General features: G+C 70.5%; 19 protein-coding genes. 16 read left to right on the forward strand and 3 right to left on the reverse strand.

The annotated features are described in order from the left end of the window. Positions 1–4: 4 nt before the first annotated feature. The 4 genes from AB0H93_RS10735 to AB0H93_RS10750 all read left to right on the forward strand — a co-directional run bounded on the left by AB0H93_RS10735 (position 5) and on the right by AB0H93_RS10750 (position 4810). Positions 5–1027 carry a dihydroorotate dehydrogenase gene (locus tag AB0H93_RS10735; RefSeq protein ID WP_358570692.1) on the forward strand — a complete coding sequence of 341 codons (1023 nt, stop codon included), beginning with the start codon at positions 5–7 and terminating at the stop codon, positions 1025–1027. Between the two features lie 137 nt (positions 1028–1164). Further along, positions 1165–1944 carry a hypothetical protein gene (locus tag AB0H93_RS10740; protein ID WP_358570695.1) on the forward strand — a complete coding sequence of 260 codons (780 nt, stop codon included), beginning with the start codon at positions 1165–1167 and terminating at the stop codon, positions 1942–1944. Next, on the forward strand, positions 1944–3410 hold the full coding sequence (locus tag AB0H93_RS10745) for a hypothetical protein (protein WP_358570699.1): 1467 nt from the start codon (positions 1944–1946) through the stop codon (positions 3408–3410). Before AB0H93_RS10740 ends, AB0H93_RS10745 begins: the two co-directional genes overlap by 1 nt. 320 nt (positions 3411–3730) lie before the next feature. Beyond that, positions 3731–4810: a glycoside hydrolase family 172 protein gene (locus AB0H93_RS10750; RefSeq protein ID WP_358570702.1), complete on the forward strand. Its 1080-nt coding sequence runs from the start codon at positions 3731–3733 to the stop codon at positions 4808–4810. Between the two features lie 84 nt (positions 4811–4894). Here AB0H93_RS10750 and AB0H93_RS10755 read toward each other — a convergent pair whose 3' ends face one another. Beyond that, the gene (locus tag AB0H93_RS10755; protein WP_358570705.1) at positions 4895–5833 is read right to left on the reverse strand and encodes an MBL fold metallo-hydrolase; all 939 of its coding nucleotides are present in this window, start codon (positions 5831–5833) and stop codon (positions 4895–4897) included. 145 nt (positions 5834–5978) lie between these two features. Here AB0H93_RS10755 and uvrC point away from each other — a divergent pair, with 145 nt between their 5' ends. The 9 genes from uvrC (at position 5979) to AB0H93_RS10800 (ending at position 15425) form a co-directional block, all read left to right on the forward strand. Then, on the forward strand, positions 5979–8006 hold the full coding sequence (gene uvrC, locus AB0H93_RS10760) for an excinuclease ABC subunit UvrC (RefSeq protein WP_358570708.1): 2028 nt from the start codon (positions 5979–5981) through the stop codon (positions 8004–8006). Continuing rightward, positions 7999–8877 (forward strand): RNase adapter RapZ, encoded by an 879-nt coding sequence (rapZ, locus tag AB0H93_RS10765; RefSeq protein WP_093260432.1) that lies wholly within the window; start codon positions 7999–8001, stop codon positions 8875–8877. The genes uvrC and rapZ overlap by 8 nt, the downstream gene beginning before the upstream one ends. Then, positions 8874–9842 carry a uridine diphosphate-N-acetylglucosamine-binding protein YvcK gene (yvcK, locus tag AB0H93_RS10770; RefSeq protein ID WP_358570711.1) on the forward strand — a complete coding sequence of 323 codons (969 nt, stop codon included), beginning with the start codon at positions 8874–8876 and terminating at the stop codon, positions 9840–9842. Before rapZ ends, yvcK begins: the two co-directional genes overlap by 4 nt. Continuing rightward, positions 9833–10819, forward strand: a complete 987-nt coding sequence (whiA, locus tag AB0H93_RS10775) for a DNA-binding protein WhiA (protein WP_093260428.1) — start codon at positions 9833–9835, stop codon at positions 10817–10819. The genes yvcK and whiA overlap by 10 nt, the downstream gene beginning before the upstream one ends. A gap of 357 nt (positions 10820–11176) precedes the next feature. Then, a complete protein-coding gene (gene gap / locus AB0H93_RS10780) occupies positions 11177–12187 on the forward strand; it encodes a type I glyceraldehyde-3-phosphate dehydrogenase (protein WP_358570714.1) in 1011 nt (336 codons plus the stop codon). 338 nt (positions 12188–12525) lie between these two features. Then, positions 12526–13728, forward strand: a complete 1203-nt coding sequence (locus tag AB0H93_RS10785) for a phosphoglycerate kinase (RefSeq protein ID WP_358570717.1) — start codon at positions 12526–12528, stop codon at positions 13726–13728. A gap of 2 nt (positions 13729–13730) precedes the next feature. Beyond that, positions 13731–14516 (forward strand): triose-phosphate isomerase, encoded by a 786-nt coding sequence (gene tpiA / locus AB0H93_RS10790; RefSeq protein WP_358570720.1) that lies wholly within the window; start codon positions 13731–13733, stop codon positions 14514–14516. A 275-nt stretch (positions 14517–14791) separates the two neighbouring features. Then, on the forward strand, positions 14792–15025 hold the full coding sequence (gene secG, locus AB0H93_RS10795) for a preprotein translocase subunit SecG (RefSeq protein WP_358570723.1): 234 nt from the start codon (positions 14792–14794) through the stop codon (positions 15023–15025). Positions 15026–15080: 55 nt separating this feature from the next. After that, positions 15081–15425, forward strand: coding sequence for an RNA polymerase-binding protein RbpA (locus AB0H93_RS10800; RefSeq protein ID WP_358570726.1), 345 nt, complete (start codon positions 15081–15083; stop codon positions 15423–15425). A gap of 80 nt (positions 15426–15505) precedes the next feature. Here the strand turns inward: AB0H93_RS10800 and AB0H93_RS10805 are convergent, their stop codons facing one another. Next, the gene (locus AB0H93_RS10805) at positions 15506–15991 is read right to left on the reverse strand and encodes a MarR family winged helix-turn-helix transcriptional regulator (RefSeq protein ID WP_358570729.1); all 486 of its coding nucleotides are present in this window, start codon (positions 15989–15991) and stop codon (positions 15506–15508) included. A gap of 26 nt (positions 15992–16017) precedes the next feature. On the opposite strand from AB0H93_RS10805, the gene AB0H93_RS10810 reads away from it, so the two are divergent. Both AB0H93_RS10810 and rraA read left to right on the forward strand, forming a co-directional pair. After that, entirely contained in the window at positions 16018–16821 is an 804-nt protein-coding gene (locus AB0H93_RS10810; RefSeq protein ID WP_358570732.1) for an alpha/beta hydrolase, read from the forward strand. 263 nt (positions 16822–17084) lie between these two features. Next, the gene (gene rraA / locus AB0H93_RS10815; RefSeq protein ID WP_358570735.1) at positions 17085–17558 is read left to right on the forward strand and encodes a ribonuclease E activity regulator RraA; all 474 of its coding nucleotides are present in this window, start codon (positions 17085–17087) and stop codon (positions 17556–17558) included. Between the two features lie 174 nt (positions 17559–17732). Here the strand turns inward: rraA and AB0H93_RS10820 are convergent, their stop codons facing one another. Continuing rightward, a complete protein-coding gene (locus tag AB0H93_RS10820; protein WP_358570738.1) occupies positions 17733–19001 on the reverse strand; it encodes an SLC13 family permease in 1269 nt (422 codons plus the stop codon). A 270-nt stretch (positions 19002–19271) separates the two neighbouring features. On the opposite strand from AB0H93_RS10820, the gene AB0H93_RS10825 reads away from it, so the two are divergent. Then, positions 19272–20753, forward strand: a complete 1482-nt coding sequence (locus AB0H93_RS10825) for an aldehyde dehydrogenase (protein WP_358570740.1) — start codon at positions 19272–19274, stop codon at positions 20751–20753. Positions 20754–20776 lie beyond the last annotated feature (23 nt).

Here is a 20776-nt window from a genome sequence, read left to right on the forward strand (position 1 = left end):
GATCGTGAGCGTGGCCCAGGAGCGCAACCTTCGGTTGGTGCGAGACGTCCCGTCCGAGCTCGGCGTGCGGCTCGGCGACATCAGACTGCGCAACCGCCTGGTGACCTCGTCCAGCCTGCTCGGCTACGGCGTGGCCAACACCAAGCTGGTGCCCTACGGCATGAGCCCGATCTCGCAGTTCGTGCCGCTGTCCCGGTTCGGCGCGGTCACCACCCGCACGGTCACCGTCGAGCCCCGCGAGGGGCACTTCACCACCCGCGACGTGTGGCCGCTGCACGAGCTGCCCGCGCTGATCAAGCGCTACGGGCAGGCGCTGCGGCAGGTCGACGGCGGCTGGCTCAACGCCTTCGGCTGGTGCAACGTCGGCATCGACGCCTACCTGCGCGACTACTACCCGCGCACCCGCGAGCAGAACACCATCATCTCCGTCGGCGGCTTCTCCGCCGAGGAGTTCGTCACGCTGGTCGACAAGGTCAACGCCGCGGTGCCGGCCGGCGAGATCGCCGCGGTCGAGTTCAACGTCTCCTGCCACAACGTCAACTTCGACTTCAACCAGATCATCGAGTCGGTGCTGGCCGAGGCGGTGCCGCGCAGCAATCACCCGGTGATCCTGAAGCTCTCGCCGGACTACGACTACCTCGGTCACGCCCGGCTGGCGGCCCGGCACGGGGTGGCGGCGCTGACCGCGATCAACACCGTCAAGGGCCTGCGGCTGGACCCGAACACCGGGCAGCCGCTGCTGAAGAACGGCTTCGGCGGGCTCTCCGGCCGCGCGATCAAGCCGATCGGCCTGCGGGTGGTCAAGGAACTGCGCGACGCCGACGTGACGCTGCCGATCATCGCCACCGGCGGCATCCGCAGCTTCGACGACTGCCGCGAGTACTTCTGGGCGGGCGCCGACGCGGTCAGCCTGGGCAGCGCCAGCTGGTTCGCCAGCTACCCGGGCTACGCGCTCTCGCCGCTGTACGCGGCCCGGATCCGGAACCTGGTGCGCCGCATCGAGAACTACACGCCGCCGCAGCGCTGATCCGCCGGCGTTGCTCGCATCGGGCGACTTTCGCCTTGCGAGCAGCGGTGATCGGGCGAATGCCGCCACTGGGCGCTCGCGCGCTCGGTACGCTCGGGGATGTTGATCCTTGGGCGTAGCCGAGGAGGCGACGCTTGGTGGCGACGGAATCGGATGGATCCGGCGCCGCGACACCGCGGCGCAAGTGGTGGCAACGCCTGCTGCGCGGCCCGGCGTTCGTGGTCGTGGCGCTCGTCGGCGCGCTGGCCGGGATCGCCGCGCCGATGCTGTGGAACGCCGCCCGCGACGTGTCGCGCCCGCCGGTCCTGGTCTGGGCGAGCTCGGACGGCGGCCCGGTGGACGATCGCAGCTACGCGCTGCCCGACGTGGCCGAACCCGCGGAAATCGGGACGCCTGCGGAGTTCCTGGCCGATTCGCCGGCGCTGCGCCGCGCCGTGAAGGCCGGCGTGCACGGCACGACGGTGACCATCGAGGGCGCTCGCTCCCGCGACGTCGTGATCACGAACATGCGCGCCCGGATCCTGAGCCGGGAGCCGAACGTCGCTGGCACGCTGCTCTGCAGCACGCCGCAGGGCGACCTGCCCGCGAAGCGGGTCGGCTTCGACCTGGACGAATTCCGCCCGGGGGCGCGGGTGCTCGACGGCAGGCGGCTCGGCGAGCCGTACTTCGCCGGCCAGGCGCAGCAGCTCGCCGACGGCGAGACGGTGGTGTTCCAGGTCGAATCGCGCGCCGACGACGGTCACTACCGCTGGGTGATCGACGTCGACTTGGTCATCGACGGGAAACCGCAGACGTACACCGCGAAGCCCGACGCCGGCGAGTTCGAGATGACCGGCTTCAGCCCGCGGTACGGGGCGGTTTTCGCGGCCCGGGGCATGCAGTCCTGGAGCTTCCCGGACCGGGCGGGTGGTTGCTGATGCGGTACTGGCTCCGGGTGCTGGCGCTCGTCGTGGTCGTGGCGGCCGGGGTCGGGTTGGGGATCTGGTGGAACCGGCCGCCGGAAGTCCGTTCGCCGCAGGAAGTGGCCGCGCTGCTGCCGGCGGGAGGAGACGGATTCCGGGCGCAGGACTACGACTCGTTCGACCGGGGCTTCTTCCTCGCGGCGGTGGAGGATTGCGCCCCGGTGCCGGTCGTCCAGCAGTTCCGCACCGCGAGTTCCGCCGTCTTCAAGGGCTACACGATCGGCGAGGAAACCCCCGCGCAGGTGGCGATCGTGCAGCTGGCGCAGGACGACGTGGCGCCGGTGCGGGACGCGCTGCGCTCGGCCGGCGACTGCCAGCGTCCGACCACCAGCGGTGGCATCGCGTGGACGAAGATCGCGAGCCCGTGGTTCGGCGACGTGTCGGCGCTGTTCACCACCACCGACGTCACCGTTGATCCGGAGGGCCAGGTAGTCACCGACATCGGCGGCGGTCCGGTGTGGACGTTCACCATGTCGGACGAGTGGCTGGTGGCCATCGGCGCGTACACGTCCCCCTTGCGGACGGTCGCCGAGCTCTACCCGCGGATGCTGGCGGAATTCGACCGCGAGGCGGGCACGGACTTCCTGCGACCGGGCGAATCCCGCGGCGGCTGCCCGCCCGCGGACGTCGCCATCGCGGACCTGCCGCCGGAAGCGCTCAGGCGCCAGGCGATCGCGCAGCTGCAGAGCATGCACGACATGGCCTGCCAGGACCGGATGGACGCGGTCCTGGCGGCGATGTCGGCGCCGCTGGTGGTGGACGACGGCGTCGCCGCCGACGGGCTGGTGGACGTCGACGATCCCGCCGGGTTCGCGCGAATCCTGGAGACCCGCGGGGTTTACCGCAACGGCGCGGTGACCTACCGGCACGGCGATTCGGCGCTGGTGTTCTCGACGTTCTACGACCCGCTGAACCCGCCGCTGGGCTGGGACGCCTACGTGCGCCATTGCTCGACCGCGGAACCGGCCGCGGCCCGGCTGTGCGAGCCGGATCCCTACGGCCCGCTCGGCGGTGCGGACTGGACGGCCGTGCTGGCGGAGCGGGGCTGCGACGAGGAATTCGGGGCGATCGTGCACGGCCGGTTCCAGGACCTGACCGGCGACGGCCGTCCCGAGGCAGTGCTGGCGGTGAGCTGCGACCTGGCCTACGGCACCCACCTCCGCGAAGTGCAGGTCTACGACGGCGGATCGCCACCGGATTCGCCGCGGCTGATCCAGGCATTGCTGGGCGACGACCCGGGACCGCAGGGCACCGGGCTCGCCCCGGCGGCCGTGACGCTGTCCGGCGACGAGCTGACCGTCCAGTCGTGGAGCCGGCCGCCGGGCGACCCGCAGGGCGAACCGAACCTGCTGGTGACGGACGGATTCCGGTGGCAGGACGGCGATTTCGTGCCGGAATGGCGGGACGTCGAGGACGTGTAGTGACCCGGGATCCGGGCGGTTCGGCGACAGCGCGGCCGTCTACCGCACGGGCTCGCACTACCCGGAGCCCGACGCGCGCGGCAACCACGAGGGCGACCAAGCGGTCTGCGCCTTCAGCGTTTCCGGCCGGTGGCTGATCGCGATGCGGGGCGCCGACGGATCGCCTGAGCTGGCCGCGTCGATCTACCCGCGGCTGTTCCAGCGCTGGGACCGGGAACTGGGCACGCGGTTCCTGCATCCCGGCGGGAAAACGGCTTGGCGGCGAGTGCCGCGTGGTAGAACGTGATCAGGAGCACAGTCGCTACCACTGGGGAGGAATCTTGTCCGGATACGGGGATTTCGGCAGCAGCCTGCGGGATCTGCCCCGGCTGCGGCAGACCCGGCGCGGCCGGGTGTCCAGCTGGGACCGCACCGGCGGCAACACCGACAACACGCGCATCGGGCCGGGTGAGACCAGGGAACTGGCCGACATCGCCGGGCCGGGCGTGATCACCCACATCTGGTGCACCGTCGCCCTCGACCACGTCGGCAAGCCCGCCGAACTGGAGGGCGACTACCTGCGGCGGCTCGTCCTGAAGATCACCTGGGACGACTCGGCGCACCCCGCGGTGCTGGTGCCGCTGGGCGACTTCTTCGGCATGGGGCACGGCCGCAGCGCCAACTTCTCCTCCGCGCCGCTGCAGATGAGCCCGCAGGACGGCAAGGGCTTCAACTGCTGGTTCGCGATGCCCTTCGCCGGGCGCGCCCGCTTCGAGCTGATCAGCGAGATGAGCGTCAAGCCGGTGACGTTCTACTACTACATCGACTACGAGACCTACGGCGAAGCCGACCCGGAACTGGGCTACTTCCACGCCCAGTGGCGGCGGCAGAACCCCACCGACGGCATCGAGCAGGGCGATCAGACCAACGAGGAGTTCCTCTTCGGCGGCACCAACACCGACGGCGCGGGCAACTACGTGCTGCTGGAGGCGGAGGGGCGCGGCCACTACGTCGGCACGGTGCTCAACGTGCACAACCTCCGCCACACCAGCGACTGGAACTGGTACGGCGAGGGCGACGACATGTTCTTCATCGACGGCGAACCCTGGCCGCCGCGGCTGCACGGCACCGGAACCGAGGACTACTTCAACACCGCGTGGTGCCCGAACCAGCCGTACCAGGCGCCGTACCACGGGCTGACCATGCCGGGCGGGCCGAACTGGAGCGGGCAGGTGTCCTACTACCGCTTCCACGTCGAAGACCCGGTGGTGTTCGAGAAGTCCATCAAGGTGACCATCGAGCACGGGCACGCCAACAAGCGCTCCGACGACGTCTCGTCGGTGGCGTACTGGTACCAGGCCCTCCCGTCGCTCCCGGTCACCCTCGCCCCGGTCGCGGACCGCATCCCACGCCCCCTCTGACCCGGAAGTCCGCAGTTTCAATTGAAACTGTGACTTTCCCTTGGTGGGCGGCAGTTTCAATTGAAACTGCCGCCCACCAAGGGATCAGACCGCGCAGCGGAGCGGGCCTCCGTTGTAGGCGATCGCGTCGGCGAACGCCGCCGCCCGGTCGAACTCGGTCTCGTCCGCTTCGGCGTAGGCGCGGTGCAGGTTCAGGACGATCCGCTCGCGGTCCGGCCAGCCCGCGAACTCGCCGAGGTCGCAGCGCCGGGCCGCCTCCAGCGGCGAGAGGCCGTCGGTGCGGGCCTGGCGGGCCGTGTCCAGCACGAACCGGTAGTAGCGGGCGTGGTCCTCCAGCACCCGCGGGAACGCCGAACCCGGCAGGACCGAGCCGTGGCCCGGCACCACCTTCGCCGCGCCGAACCCCGCCAGCCAGTCCAGCGCCTTCAGCGCGCCCTCCACCGAACCCATGAACACCAGCGGCGTGACGCCGTGGAAGATCAGGTCGCCGGTGAACAGCACCCCGGCGTCCGGCACCCACGCCACCACGTCGCCGGGCGTGTGCGCGGTGTACCCGGGGTGGTGAAGTTCGACCTGCCGGTCGCCGCTCTGCAGGACCAGCGAATCCTGCAGCAGCACCGTCGGCGCGCGGGTCTCGGTGATGCCCCAGTCCGGCACGGGATCCCACACCGGCGGCGGCTCCGCGAGGATCGTCTCCGCCAGGATGCCCGTCCGGGTCGCCGGGTGTCCGATGAGGACGGTCGAGTCGGGCAGCAGCGCGTTGCCGTGCGTGTGGTCGCCGTGCAGGTGGGTGTTCACCGCGAACCGGATCGGCGCATCGCCGCTCGCGGCGCGCACCGCGTCCAGGAACCGGCGGGTGCGCTGCGCGGTCGCGCAGGTGTCGATCAGCACGACGCCGTCGTCGCCGAGCACCGCCCCGGCGTTGTTGATCCACCACGAACCATCCGGTTGGACCCACGCGTGAACCCCGGGGCCGACCTCGGACAGCGTCGCTCGTTCGGGATGGGCGTTGTCGATGTTCACTGCTGACCTCCGCGGATCCGGGCTCTTCCGAGGTGCGCGATCACGGGCGTCCCCCAGTGTGCCCCGCCGGGCCGCCCCGGGTGGTAGACCGAACGGTCGGCGCACCGAGATCCGGTCGGTCGGTCCCCGCACGTAGGGTGGAGGCGTGGCCGACCCGTCCACCTACCGACCAGCGCCAGGCACGATCCCGGACGCCCCCGGCGTCTACCGGTTCCACGATGCCGGCGGCCGAGTGATCTACGTCGGCAAGGCGAAAAGCCTGCGCAGCAGGCTCTCGTCGTACTTCGCCGACCTCGCCGGACTGCACCCGCGGACCCGGCAGATGGTTACCACGGCCACCGGCGTGCAGTGGACCGTCGTCGGCACCGAGGTCGAGGCGCTGCAGCTGGAGTACTCCTGGATCAAGGAGTACGACCCGAAGTTCAACGTCCGCTACCGCGACGACAAGTCGTACCCGGTGCTGGCGGTGACCCTGCACGAGGAGTTCCCGCGCCTGCACGTCTACCGCGGCCCGCGCCGCAAGGGCGTGCGGTACTTCGGCCCGTACGCGCACGCGTGGGCGATCCGCGAGACCCTCGACCTGCTGCTGCGGGTGTTCCCCGCGCGCACCTGCTCCGGCGGGGTGTTCAAGCGGCACTCGCAGATCGGCCGCCCCTGCCTGCTCGGATACATCGGCAAGTGCTCGGCGCCCTGCGTGGGCCGGGTCGACGCCGACGAGCACCGGGACATCGTCGAGGACTTCTGCGACTTCCTGGCCGGGCACACCGACCAGCTGATGCGCAAGCTCGACAAGGAGATGCAGGCCGCCTCCGCGGAGCTGGAGTTCGAGCGCGCCGCCCGGCTGCGCGACGACCTGGAGGCCCTGCGGCGGGCGATGGAGAAGCAGGCCGTGGTGCTCGGCGACGGCACCGACGCCGACGTGGTGGCCTTCGCCGAGGACGAGCTCGCCGCCGCCGTGCAGGTCTTCCACATCCGCGGCGGTCGGGTGCGCGGCCAGCGCGGTTGGGTCATCGACAAGGTCGAGGAAATGGACACCTCGGCTCTCACCTCGCAGTTCCTCACCCAGTTCTACGGCGAGCAGGCGTCGCTGGCCGACCAGGCCGACGCGGGCGGCAGCCCGGTGCCGCGCGAGGTGCTGGTGCCGCAGCTGCCCGACGACGCGGAGGCGATCGCCGGCTGGCTCGGCGAGCTGCGCGGCAGCCGGGTCAGCCTCCGGGTGCCGCAGCGCGGCGACAAGCGGGCGCTGATGGAAACCGTCGAGCGCAACGCCAAGGAGTCGTTCCAGCAGTACAAGCTGCGCCGCGCCGGCGACCTGACGGCCCGGTCGGCGGCGTTGCAGGAGCTCCAGGAAGCGCTGGCGCTGGACACCGCGCCGCTGCGCATCGAGTGCATCGACGTCAGCCACGTGCAGGGCACAGACGTGGTGGCGTCGCTGGTGGTGTTCGAGGACGGCGTGCCGCGCAAGTCCGAGTACCGCCGCTTCGAGGTCCGGGAGGGCGCCGAGGGCGGCGACGTCGGCTCCATCGACGAGGTCGTGCGCCGCCGCTTCCACCGCTACCTCAGCGAGACGGCGAAGTCCGACATCCCGCCGGAGCAGACCGGCTCGGGGCCCGTCGGCGCGGCGATCGACCCCGACACCGGCCGCCCGCGCAAGTTCGCCTACCCGCCGAACCTGCTGGTGATCGACGGCGGCGCGCCGCAGGCCAACGCGGCCGCGGACGCGCTGACCGAAATGGGCATCACCGACGTCGCGGTGATCGGGCTGGCCAAGCGGCTGGAGGAGGTCTGGCTGCCCGCCGACCCGGACCCGGTGATCCTGCCGCGCACCAGCGAGGCGCTCTACCTGCTGCAACGGGTCCGCGACGAGGCGCACCGCTTCGCCATCGGCTACCACCGCAAGAAGCGCGGCAAGCGCATGACAAGCTCCACATTGGACGCGATTCCGGGACTGGGCGAAACCCGCCGCTCGGCGTTGCTCAAGCACTTCGGCTCGGTGCGCAAACTGCGCCAGGCCGGGGTGGACGAGATCGCCACGGTGCCCGGGATCGGCCGCCGCACCGCCGAGACCGTGCACTCGGCGCTGGCGGCCGAAGGGGGAACCGGGCCGAGCCCGGTGCCGGACGACCGGGCGGGGCCCGGCGCCGACAACGCTGAAGGGGAGAGCAGTGACTGACGAGCAGTCGGGCATCGAGGTCGCCGTGGTCAGCGGCCTGTCCGGGGCGGGGCGCAGCACCGCGGCCAAGTGCCTGGAAGACCTGGGCTGGTTCGTGGTGGACAACCTGCCACCGGAACTGATCGCCACGATGGTGGAGCTGGGGGCGCGCTCCAGCGGCGCGGTCACCCGCGTCGCGGTGGTGATGGACGTGCGCAGCCGCGCGTTCACCGAGGACCTGGGCGCGGTCATCAAGGACCTCGACGCCCGCGGCTACAAGCCGAAGGTCCTGTTCCTGGAGGCCACCGACGAGGTGCTGATCCGCCGCTTCGAGCAGGTGCGGCGCGGCCACCCGCTGCAGGGGGAGGGGCGGCTGGCCGACGGGATCGCCGCGGAGCGGTCGCTGCTGTCGAAGCTGCGCTCCGAGGCCGACCTGGTGCTGGACACCACCAGCCTGTCCGTGCACCAGCTGCGGTCCAAGATCGAGGACGCGTTCGGCACCGAGGCGAGCACCCGCACCCGGCTGACCGTGCTGTCCTTCGGCTACAAGTACGGCCTGCCGATGGACGCCGACCTGGTGATGGACTGCCGCTTCCTGCCGAACCCGTTCTGGATCCCGGAGCTGCGCGAGTTCAACGGCCTCGACGAGGAGGTCCGCAACTACGTGCTCGGCCAGGAGGGCGCGGAGGAGTTCCTGCAGAGCTACCAGCAGCTGCTGCGGCTGGTCGGGGCCGGCTACCACCGCGAGGGCAAGCGGTATCTGACGCTGGCGCTGGGCTGCACCGGCGGCAAGCACCGCAGCGTCGCGCTCGCCGAGGAGCTGGCCCGCCGACTCGCCGAGGACGACGGGATGATGGTCAAGACGGTGCACCGGGACCTGGGGCGCGAGTGAGCGCCCCGCTGCGCGCGGTCGCGCTCGGCGGCGGCCACGGCCTGCAGGCGACGCTGTCCGCGCTGCGCCAGCTCACCACCGACGTGACGGCGGTGGTGACGGTGGCCGACGACGGCGGGTCGTCCGGGCGGCTGCGCCGCGAGCTGGGCATGCTGCCGCCGGGCGATCTGCGCAAAGCGCTCGCCGCCCTCGCCGACTCCGACGCCGACGGCCAGCTGTGGGCGACGGTGTTCGAGCACCGCTTCGGCGGCAGTGGGGCCCTCGCCGGCCATGCCGTCGGCAACCTGCTGCTCGCTGGGCTGCTGGAGGTGCTGGGCGATCCGGTCGAGGTCCTCGACCACGCCTGCCGGCTGCTCGGCGTGCAGGGCCGGGTCCTGCCGATGTCGACGGTGCCGCTGGACATGGCCGCCGACGTCGTCGGGCTCGACTCCGATCCCGACGCGATTCGCACGATCCGGGGACAGGTGGCCATCGCCAGTACGCCCGGACGAGTGAAACAAGTGCGCTTGCACGCGAATGGTGTCGAAGAACCGGCAGCCTGCCCGCAAGCGGTGGAGGCCGTGCTGGGCGCCGATCTGGTGCTGCTCGGACCCGGCTCGTGGTTCACCAGCGTGCTGCCGCACCTGCTGGTCCCGGAGCTGCACGAGGCATTGGTGAGCACTACCGCGCGCCGCGTGGTGGTGCTCAACCTCGTCCCGCAGCCGGGTGAGACGGCGGGCTTCTCACCCGAACAGCACCTGGACGTACTCTCGCAGCACGCACCGCGGCTGCGGGTCGACGCCGTGTTGGCCGACGCTGACTCGGTGCCTACCCCTGATCGGCTTCGAGCTGCGGCCGCCGATCTGGGTGCGCAGACTTTGCTGGACAAGATCGCCGCGCCGGCCGTGCCGGGACGGCACGACCCGGAGGCGCTGGCGGCCAGCCTGCGGGCCGCATTGGAGAGGAGGACGGACCGGTGGCGATGACCGCGGCGGTCAAGGACGAGTTGAGCCGGTTGTCGGTGACGAAGACGTGCTGCCGACGGGCTGAGGTGTCCTCGTTGCTGCGCTTCGCCGGCGGGCTGCACATCGTCGCCGGCCGGGTGGTGATCGAGGCCGAGCTGGACAGCGGCTCCACGGCGCGCCGGCTCCGCAAGGAGATCCACGAACTGTTCGGGCACCAGTCCGACGTGCACATGATCACCTCCGGCGGGCTGCGCAAGGGCACCCGGTACGTGGTGCGGGTGGTCAAGGACGGCGAGGGCCTTGCCCGGCAGACGGGACTGCTCGACCCGCGCGGCCGCCCCGTGCGCGGCCTGCCCGCGCACGTCGTCTCCGGCGGCGCCTGCGATTCGGAAGCCGCGTGGCGCGGCGCCTTCCTGGCGCACGGCTCGCTGACCGAGCCGGGCCGGTCGTCGTCGATGGAGGTCACCTGCCCGGGCCCGGAGGCGGCGCTGGCGCTGGTCGGTGCCGCGCGGCGGATCGGCGTGGCGGCGAAGTCGCGCGAGGTGCGCGGCGCGGACCGGGTGGTGGTGCGCGACGGCGACGCCATCGGCGCGCTGCTGACCAGGCTCGGCGCGCACTCCAGCGTGCTCGCGTGGGAAGAGCGCCGGATGCGCCGCGAGGTGCGGGCGACCGCCAACCGGCTGGCGAACTTCGACGACGCCAACCTGCGCCGCTCGGCGCGCGCCGCGGTCGCCGCGGCCGCCCGGGTGGAGCGGGCGCTGGAGCTGCTGGGCCCGACGGCCCCGGATCACCTGACGGTGGCGGGCCGGCTGCGGCTGGCGCACCGGCAGGCATCGCTGGAGGAGCTCGGCCAGCTGGCGGACCCGCCGATGACCAAGGACGCGGTGGCCGGCCGGATCCGCCGCCTGCTGGCGATGGCCGACAAGCGAGCACGCGAACTGGGCGTCCCGGACACCGAATCCGCGGTGACCGCCGAGATGCTGGAAGCCGACGCCTGACCGGTCGACCGCAGTTTCAATTGAAACTGCGGTCCCGCCGGCCGGTAAATCACCGTTTCAATTCGAACTGTGAAAATCCGGCACGGCGCCGAACCGGTGCAGAGATGCCGATCACGGGCCGCGATCGTCGCGGCCGCCCCGATCGGTTCGCTCCGCGGCGCGTTGACCTGCGCTGATGCGGGTGGGGTCGCCGTTGGCCGCGGGCCGGGTGCGGCTGGTGGGAGACATCGCCTTTCCGGAGCGTGAGCCCGCTCGCCCGCCCGCGTGCGAAGGCCCCGGTGGCAGATAGGGTGATGCCGAGACCATCAACCTCACCCGCCGCGTCGCCGGCCGGGTCAGTCACGAGGAGAGATCGGCGTGACCGTTCGCGTAGGTATCAACGGCTTCGGTCGGATCGGGCGGAACTTCTGGCGGGCCGCGACCGCCAGTGATCACGACATCGAGATCGTGGCCGCCAACGACCTGGGCGATGTCGCGACCATGGCCCACCTGCTCAAGTACGACAGCATCCTCGGCCGCCTCGACCAGGAGGTGAAGGTCACCGGTGAGGGCATCGAGGTGGGCGGCAAGCTCATCAAGATCCTCGCCGAGCGCGACCCGGGCAAGCTGCCGTGGGGCGACCTGGGCGTCGACGTCGTCGTGGAGTCCACCGGCTTCTTCACCAAGGCTGCGGACGCCCGCAAGCACGTCGACGAGGGCGGTGCGAAGAAGGTCATCATCTCCGCCCCGGCCAAGGGCGAAGACCTGACCGTGGTGCTGGGCGTCAACGACGACAAGTACGACGGCTCGCAGACCATCATCTCCAACGCCTCCTGCACCACGAACTGCCTGGCCCCGATGGTCAAGGTGCTCGACGACGCCTTCGGTATCGAGCAGGGCCTGATGACCACCATCCACGCCTACACGCAGGACCAGAACCTGCAGGACGCTCCGCACAGCGACCTGCGCCGCGCCCGCGCCGCCGCGGTCAACGTGGTGCCGACCAGCACCGGTGCGGCCAAGGCGATCGGCCTGGTGCTGCCGGAGCTCAACGGCAAGCTGGACGGCTACGCGCTGCGCGTGCCGGTGCCGACCGGCTCGGTCACCGATCTCACCGCCACCGTCCGCAAGGACGCCACGGTCGAGTCGGTCAACGAGGCGTTCAAGGCCGCGGCCGCCGAGGGCAGGCTCAAGGGCATCCTCAAGTACAACGAGGACCCGATCGTCTCCTCCGACATCGTCACCGACCCGCACTCGACGATCTTCGACTCGCCGCTGACCAAGGTCATCGGCAACCAGGTCAAGATCGTCGGCTGGTACGACAACGAGTGGGGCTACTCCAACCGCCTCGCCGACCTCGTCGACCTGGTCGGCAAGAAGCTTTCCTGAGAGTTCCGGGCTCGTTTCGCGTAGCGGTGCAGGTAGCGGAACCTCAGAAGCTTTCTCGACTCCGGGATCCCCGACGCACGTATGACCAATACGTCGCGCCGGGGCTGTCCTCGCGACAAAGCTTCTGAGAACCCGCAGCGGTGCCGGTTGCGCAGGTGGGCTAAGCGGCTTCGCCGCTTGCGGCAGCTCAGGTAGCTAGTGAGCCGAGCACCGCGGCGGCCGGTCTACCGCTGGAAGCGGCTGCGCCGCTTGCAAGGACCAGTCTCTGAAGGCCCGCACGAGCCGTTCGGCGAACCCCGGCTCGTGCGGGCCTTTTCCATAACTGCGTAGGAGCAGACGTGAAGAACCTCGACGATCTGCTGTCCGAGGGCGTTCGGGGTCGGCGTGTTCTGGTGCGTGCCGACCTCAACGTGCCGCTGGACGGCGAGAAGATCACCGACGACGGCCGGGTGCGAGCCTCCCTGCCGACCATCCGGAAGCTGACCGGGGCCGGCGCCCAGGTGGTGCTCACCGCGCACCTCGGCCGTCCCAAGGGCGAGCCGGACCCGAAGTTCTCCCTGGCCCCGGTCGCGCGGCGCCTCGGCGAGCTGCTCGGCGCAGACGTCGCGCTGGCCGGTGACCTGGTCGGCGACTCGGCGAAGTCCACGGTGGCGGGTCTGACCGACGGGTCGGTCGCGCTGCTGGAGAACGTCCGCTTCGACGCGCGCGAGACCAGCAAGGACGACGCCGAGCGCGGCGCGCTGGCCGATGAGCTGGCCGCGCTGGTCGGCCCGGACGCCGCCTTCGTCTCCGACGGTTTCGGCGTGGTGCACCGCAAGCAGGCGTCGGTCTACGACGTCGCCAAGCGGCTGCCCGCCTACGCCGGCGGCCTGGTGCTCGCCGAGGTCGAGGTGCTGCGCACCCTGACCGGCGACCCGAAGCATCCCTACGTCGTGGTGCTCGGCGGCTCGAAGGTCTCCGACAAGCTCGGCGTCATCAAGGCCCTGCTGCCCAAGGTCGACAAGCTGCTCATCGGCGGCGGCATGGCGTACACGTTCCTGGCCGCCCAGGGCCACAACGTCGGCAACTCGCTGCTGCAGGAGGACCAGATCTCCTCCACCGAGCAGCTGCTCGCCGAGCACGGCGACAAGCTGGTGCTGCCCGTGGACGTGGTGGTCGCCGATCGCTTCGCCGCGGACGCGGAGAAGCAGGTCGTGGCCGCGGACGCGATCCCGGCCGACTGGATGGGGCTGGACATCGGGCCGCGCAGCGTCGAGCAGTTCGCCGGGATCCTCCGCGAAGCCGGCACGGTGTTCTGGAACGGCCCGGCCGGCGTGTTCGAGTTCCCGGCGTTCGCCGACGGCACCCGCGGCGTCGCGCAGGCCATCGTCGACTCCGACTCGTTCAGCGTGGTCGGCGGCGGCGACTCGGCCGCCGCGGTGCGGACCCTCGGGCTGCCCGAGGACGGCTTCTCGCACATCTCCACCGGCGGCGGCGCGTCGCTGGAATACCTTGAAGGCAAGGACCTGCCCGGTGTGGCCGTCCTGGAAGGTGAGCGCTGAACATGGCCAGGCAGCCACTGATCGCCGGCAACTGGAAGATGAACCTGAACCACCTGGAGGCGATCGCCCTGGTGCAGAAGGTCGCCTTCGCGTTGCCGGAGAAGTACTTCGCGAAGGTGGAGGTGGCGGTGCTGCCGCCGTTCACCGACATCCGCAGCGTGCAGACCCTGATCGACGGCGACAAGCTGCTGCTCAAGCACGGCGCGCAGGACATCTCCGAGCACGAGTCCGGGGCCTACACCGGTGACGTGTCCGGGCCGATGCTGGCCAAGCTCGGGTGCAGCTACGTGGTGGTCGGCCACTCGGAGCGCCGCGAGTACCACGCGGAGACCGACGAGCTGGTGAACAAGAAGGTTCGCGCCACCCTCAAGCACGGCATGTCGCCGATCCTGTGCGTCGGCGAGCAGCTCGACGTGCGAGAGTCCGGCGGCCACGTCGAGCACTGCACGACGCAGCTGATCAACGCGCTCAAGGGCCTCAAGGCCGAGCAGGTGCGCCAGGTCGTGGTGGCCTACGAGCCGGTGTGGGCGATCGGCACCGGCAAGGTCGCCACCGCCGCGGACGCGCAGGAGGTCTGCTCGGCGCTGCGGGCGGCGCTGGAGGAGAAGTACGGCAAGGAGATCGCCGACGAGGTGCGGGTGCTCTACGGCGGCTCGGTGAAGTCGAGCAACATCGGCGAGCTGATCGGCCAGTCGGACGTGGACGGCGCCCTGGTCGGCGGCGCGAGCCTCAACGGCGACGAGTTCGCCAAGCTCTCCGCCATGGCCGCGGGCGGCCCCATCCCGTGATCTTCCCGCAATTTCAATGGAAATCGGACCTCTGATTTCCATTGAAATTGCGGTCCCCGGGCCACGGGGGCGAGGTCGGACAGGGTGAAGGGCGTGTTGACCGGGGTGCTCGGTCGACGGTGCCCTTCGCTCATCACCTGATCGGGATCGGCCCCTGTGGTGGCTGTCGGCCCGGGTTGTGAGACCGTCGTGGCGGCAAACGGGTGGACGGTGGTCAACTCGCTGTTGGTGGCCCGGTACGCTTGGTCGCGGACCGCTGTGCGAACGAGGACGTGATGACTCTTTTCCTGCAGATCGTGTTGATCGTGACGAGTGTGCTGCTGGTGCTGCTGGTGCTGCTGCACCGGGCCAAGGGCGGCGGTCTGTCCTCGCTGTTCGGCGGCGGTATGCAGTCCAACCTGGCCGGTTCCAGTGTGGCGGAGAAGAACCTCGACCGGATGACGTTGTTCGTCATGGCGCTGTGGGTCATCTCCATCATCGGTGTCGGCGTGTTGATCAAGATCGGTTGATCGACCGGGCACCCAGCCGGTCGACAACCCCGGGCCGCTTGGTGGGTGAAGACGGATGACTGGTGGCAACGCCATTCGCGGCACGCGTGTGGGCTCGGGCCCCACGGTAGGCGAGTCGGAGCGGGGGGAAGCCGCGCCGCGCAAGCGGGTCGACTACTGGTGCGCCAACGCGCACCACAGCCGGCCGTCGTTTGCGATGGACGCCGAGGTGCCGGAGGAATGGGACTGCCCGCGCTGCGGTTTGCCGGCGGGCTTGGACCAGGAGAACCCGCCCGAGGCGCGGCGGAACGAGCCGTACAAGAGCCACCTCGCGTACGTCAAGGAGCGGCGCAGCGATGCCGACGGGATGGCCATCCTGGAGGAAGCGCTGGCCAAGCTCCGCGAGCGCAAGGGCCGCTGAAATCAACGAACCGGGCCGGGTGGGCGACAGCTCACCCGGCCCGGTTCGTTTCTCGTGAGTGCTCGTTCCGGCTTCAGCGCTCACGACGGCTCGACGTCGATCTCGTTGACCGCGGCGAGCATGTGCCGCAGCACCCGCATGGTCGTCGCCACCTCGGCGTCGGTCAGGTCGCCGCCGACGAACCCCATCGTTCTGTGCTCCTCCGCCTGCACCGCGCGGATGGCGGTGCAGCCGGCCTCGGTGAGCTCGACGAGCGATGAGCGGCGGTGCGCGGGATTCGGCTTCAGTGCGACGAACCCCGCCGCCTGCGCGTCGTTGACCATGCGCTGCACGAACTGCCTGCTGAGCTCCAGGGTTCGGGCGATCTGGGGGACAGTCTCGGCGGTGCCGGCTATTTCCAGCCGTTCGAGCACCGCGCGCACGCCGACGGACAGCCCGTTGCTGGGGCTTTGCTGTTCGACCAGGCGCGCGACCCGGCGGTAGAGCGGCCCTAGGACGGCGTAGACCTCGGCCAGTCGCGGTCCGAGCTCGGTGGGCGGCAGCGGGGAATCTGAGTTGTCAACCACGGTGTCATTATGACACCTTGGTTGTCATGAACACTATCGAATCAGTACGAGTTCCGGTCCCGGACGGCGAGCTGTACGCCGAGGTGGTCGGTTCCGGGCCGCCGCTGGTGCTGCTGCACGCCGGTTACCTGGGCGTGGGGATGTGGGACGAGCAGCTCGAACTCGCCGCCGACCATCGGCTGATCCGCTACGACGCCCGCTCCCACGGGCGCTCCAGCACCGCGATGGCCGACGTCCGGGCCGAGGAAGACCTGCTAGCGCTGCTGGACCACTTCGAGGTCGGCACCGCGTCGCTGATGGGCAACTCGATGGGCGGCGCCACCGCCCTGACCTTCGCGCTGCAGCACCCGGAGCGGGTGGACCGCATCGTGCTGTTCGGCCCGGGCATCCCGCCGGTCGACTTCCGCGACCCGTTCATCCAGGAAGGGCACCGCGAGCAGGAGGCCGCCAGGCAGGCGATGGACATCGACCGGTACGTCGAGGCGTTCCTGCGCATCGGGGTCGACGGACCGCACCGCCGGCCGGACGAGGTGGACCAGCAGATCCGGTCGCGCTGCCGGGACATGGCGATGACGACCGTGGGCAACCACCACACCGCGACCGGGCGGCTGCTGGAACGCGACGTCGCGAGCAGGCTGGCGGAGATCACCGCGCCGACGCTGCTGGTCGTCGGCGAGCTGGAGGCGGTCGACCTGCACCGGATGGCGCGGGACGCGGTGGAGCGGATGCCGAACGCCGAACTGGTCGAGATGGCCGGCGTCGGGCACATGGCCAGCATGGAGAACCCGCAGGAGACCAACGAGTTGATCCGCCGCCACCTGGGCGGATAGGAATTCGCGGAATGAATTCGTCGGGCGCGTCGATTCCCGGGGAGCCCGTTCGATGCGTCGGTGAGCGGCCGGAGCGGCCGGCCGCTCACCGACGAGGGAGTGGTTCCCGATGATGGTCAAGGCCAACGCCGCCGGCGCCGGATGTGCAGTTTCAATTGAAACTGCGGTACCGGGCCGGTGTGGCGTTGGTCGCGGTGTTGGGCCGCGTCCGGCTACCGGTGGGTACGCTCGCCGTCCACGACAGCGGCGATCCGGGAGGACTCATGGCTCAGGCGACGGCTGATCTCGCGGACCGGGAAGGCCCGGAGGTGCGCAGCTGCGACGTGCAGTTCCGCAACCTCGGCGGGCGCGAGGCGTTCGAAGGCCGGATCCGCACGGTCACCTGCTTCCAGGACAACGCCCTGCTCAAGAAGGTCCTCTCCGAGCCCGGCGACGGCCAGGTGCTGGTCATCGACGGCCGCGGCTCGCTGCACACCGCGCTGATCGGCGACCTGATCGCCGAGATCGGCCGCTCGAACGGCTGGAGCGGGGTCATCATCAACGGCGCGGTGCGCGACTCGGCGGTGCTGGCCGGGATGGACTTCGGGGTCAAGGCGCTGGGCACCAACCCGCGCAAGAGCACCAAGACCGGCGAGGGAACCGTCGACGATGTCGTCGAGCTCGGCGGCATCCGGTTCGTCCCCGGCGAGCACGTGGTGTCCGACCAGGACGGCATCGTGGTGATCACCGAGCCGTAGTCTCAGCGGTCCGACGGCCGAGCGCACGCGCAGGCTGTCCCGATCACGTTCCGGCGGTTGGCGGCGGTGCGCGAACGCCCGGCCGTGTCGCGGGCAGTCCCGCCCAGGTCGAGCGCTTCGCCGGGGTCGTGAGCGCGCAACCGGGTCGGCGCCCGGTCACGCGCTCACGACCGCTCAGCCCAGGCCCAGCACCACCAGCAGGAACCACGGCACCAGGGATCCGGAGACCAGCATGGCGCCGGCGTAGCTCAGCAGCTGGCGGAAGTAGACCTGCTTGTCGCGATTGCGGACGTTGGCCATCAGCATCGCGCCGCTCGGGGAGGTGGGGCTGACGTCGACCACGCTGGCCGCCACGCCGAAACCGGCCACCGCGCCGGGGATGTGCGCGAAGTTCGCCGCCTGCAGCGGAGGGATCAGGATCGGGAAGGTCGCGCCCAGCGTCGCGGTGGTGGAGGCGAACGCCGACACGACACCACCGATCACGAACGCCAGCAGGGTGGTGATCAGCGGGTTGCCCAGGCTGCCGATGGCGTTGGAGGCGTAGTCGATCGCGCCGACCTCCTTGGCGACGCCGACGAAGACGAACAATCCCGAGGTCAGCAGGATGACGCTCCACGAGATTCCCTTGACCGCGCCGTCGGCGCGCTTCGGGAAGAACAGCGTGAGCAGCGCGCCGAGCCCGAACGCGGTGATGCCCACGTCCAGCCCGAAGCCCAGCGCCAGCACCATCAGCGCCGCGATGGCCAGCAGCGTGACCTTCTGCTCGCCGGCGATATTCGTCCGCTCCACGGTGGTGTCGACGCCGTCGACCGCGGGTTCCTTGCCGTGTCCGTGCCGGATCAGGTGCATCCCGCCGAAGGCGAAGTACACCACCGCCATCAGCAGCACGTACATCGCCAGGAACAGCGTGAACACGGTCCAGATCGACACGTCGGCCAGACCGGATTTCTCCAGCACGCTCTTGGTCACCGCGCCGTAGGAGTTCATCGGCGACATGGCGGTGGCGTTGACGCCGTGCAGGATGATCAGGCCCATCAGCAGCGGGCTGACCCGGTACTGCGCGGCGAAGGTCATCGCCAGCGGCGCCAGCAGCGCCAGCGCCGCGGAGGGGAAGACGCCGAAGGCGACCAGGACCGCGGCGATCACGCCGAACACCACCGGGATCAGCGCCACCTTGCCGGCGACCAGCCGAACGCCGGTCCGGACCATCAGCTCGACGGTGCCGTTCTCGCGGGCGATCGCGAACAGGTACGTGACCCCGGCGATCAGCACGAAGATGTCGGCGGGGAAGGATTCGAGCACCTGGTCCACGGACAGCCCGCCGATGCCGGCGACCACCAGCGCGCCGACGAAGCCGAGCACGCCGATGTTGACGTTGAAGGCGATCGCCAGGGCGAACATCAGGACCAGGCAACCCACGCTGGCCGCGATCGCAGCGGACATCGTTGTTCCTCTCTGCGGGGTTGGGCGACGAAAGAATTCAGTCGAATGCAGCAGTGTGCGACTGTATGCAGCAGAATACGGACGCGCGGCGCGAGGTCAAGAGCTTCTTCGTCGTCGACTCGACTCCGTTGGGGCACAAGGGTTCGGGCTTGACATGCCGCGCCGAAGCGAGAGTATGCTTCTGTATACAACGGCGTACCGGGGTTCGCGGGGCCTGTGGAGGTACCTGCCCCCGGCGCGGTGACGTCGACCGACCATGGAGTGCGTCTCATGACCAACCCCAGTGACCGGATGCTCATCGGCGGGCAGCGGGTGCGGGCGTCCACCGGGCAGGAGCTGCCCGCGATCAACCCCTTCGCCGCGGCGGAGTTCGCCACCATTCCGGACGCGAGCCCGCAGGACGTCGACGCCGCCGTCGCCGAGGCCCGCGCCGCCTTCGACGGCGGCTGGTCGACGACGCCTGGCGTGCGCCGCGCCGAGCTGATGAACCGGCTGGCCGCGCTGGTGGACGAGCACGCCGAGGAACTGGGACGGCTGGAGTCCACCGACAACGGCAAGCTGGTCCGCGAGACCACCGGCCAGGCGCGCTTCGCCGCCCGCAACTACCGGTTCTTCGCCGGTTACGCCGACAAGCTCTACGGGCGCACCATCCCGTTGGACAACCCGGACACCCTGGACTACACGCTCGCCGAGCCGATCGGTGTCGCCGCGCTGATCACCGCGTGGAACTCGCCGATGCAGCTGCTGGCCAACAAGCTCGCCCCGGCGCTGGCGGCGGGGTGCACCGTGGTCATCAAGCCCTCCGAGCACGCGTCGGCGACCACGCTGCGCATGGCCGACCTCGTCGAGCAGGCCGGGTTCCCGCCGGGAGTGATCAACATCGTCACCGGTGGGCCGCAGGCCGGGATCGCGCTGACCGAGCACCCGGGCCTGGACCGGATCAGCTTCACCGGCAGCGTGCCCACCGGCCGGGCCATCGCGGCCGCCGCGGCGAAGAACCTGATCCCGGTCACGCTGGAGCTGGGCGGCAAGTCCCCGAACATCGTCTTCGCCGACGCCGACCTGGACCGCGCGGTCACCGGCGCGGTCGCCGGGATCTTCGCCGCGGGCGGCCAGACCTGCATCGCCGGAAGCCGGCTGCTGGTCCAGGAATCGGTCTACGAGCAGGTGGTGCAGGCGGTCGCGGCGCGAGCCGCGGAGATCCGCCTCGGTGACCCGGCGGATCCGCGGACCCAGATGGGGCCGGTCGCCAACGAGCCGCAGCGCGACCGAATCCAGCGCGCCATCGACTCCGGGGTCGAAGCCGGCGCCCGCGCGGTGGCCGGCGCCGAGCCGGTCGACGACCCGGCACTGGGCGAGGGGCTGTTCGTGCGGCCCACGGTGTTCGCCGACGTCGCCAACGACTCGAAGCTGGCCCGCGAGGAGATCTTCGGACCGGTGCTGAGCGCGATCCCGTTCGCCGACGACGACGAAGCCGTCAAGATCGCCAACGACAGCGATTTCGGCCTGGCGTCCGGGATCTGGACCAACGACCTGACCCGCGCCCACCGGGTCGCCAAGCGGCTGCGAGCGGGCACGGTGTGGGTCAACACCTACCGGGCCAGCGCCGCGCAGGCGCCCTTCGGCGGCACCCGGAAGTCCGGCTACGGCCGCGAACGCGGCGAAGAAGCCCTCCACGAATACCTCAACACCAAGAACGTGATGGTCGACCTCACCGGCCAGACCCCCGACCCCTTCTCGATCCGCCTCTGAGAGACCAGAACGCCGATCTGGGC

It is taken from the genome of Saccharopolyspora sp. NPDC050642 (assembly GCF_040654735.1).
In the GTDB taxonomy this organism is placed as follows: Bacteria; Actinomycetota; Actinomycetes; order Mycobacteriales; family Pseudonocardiaceae; genus Saccharopolyspora; species Saccharopolyspora elongata.

What these genes read in the sequence shown, in the direction of transcription:
- AB0H93_RS10820 (WP_358570738.1), bottom strand. Translation starts at nt 19,001, where the DNA reads ATGTCCGCTGCGATCGCGGCCAGCGTGGGTTGCCTGGTCCTGATGTTC.
- tpiA (WP_358570720.1), top strand. Translation starts at nt 13,731, where the DNA reads ATGGCCAGGCAGCCACTGATCGCCGGCAACTGGAAGATGAACCTGAAC.
- AB0H93_RS10745 (WP_358570699.1), top strand. Translation starts at nt 1,944, where the DNA reads ATGCGGTACTGGCTCCGGGTGCTGGCGCTCGTCGTGGTCGTGGCGGCC.
- secG (WP_358570723.1), top strand. Translation starts at nt 14,792, where the DNA reads ATGACTCTTTTCCTGCAGATCGTGTTGATCGTGACGAGTGTGCTGCTG.
- AB0H93_RS10825 (WP_358570740.1), top strand. Translation starts at nt 19,272, where the DNA reads ATGACCAACCCCAGTGACCGGATGCTCATCGGCGGGCAGCGGGTGCGG.
- rraA (WP_358570735.1), top strand. Translation starts at nt 17,085, where the DNA reads ATGGCTCAGGCGACGGCTGATCTCGCGGACCGGGAAGGCCCGGAGGTG.
- AB0H93_RS10800 (WP_358570726.1), top strand. Translation starts at nt 15,081, where the DNA reads ATGACTGGTGGCAACGCCATTCGCGGCACGCGTGTGGGCTCGGGCCCC.
- AB0H93_RS10810 (WP_358570732.1), top strand. Translation starts at nt 16,018, where the DNA reads ATGAACACTATCGAATCAGTACGAGTTCCGGTCCCGGACGGCGAGCTG.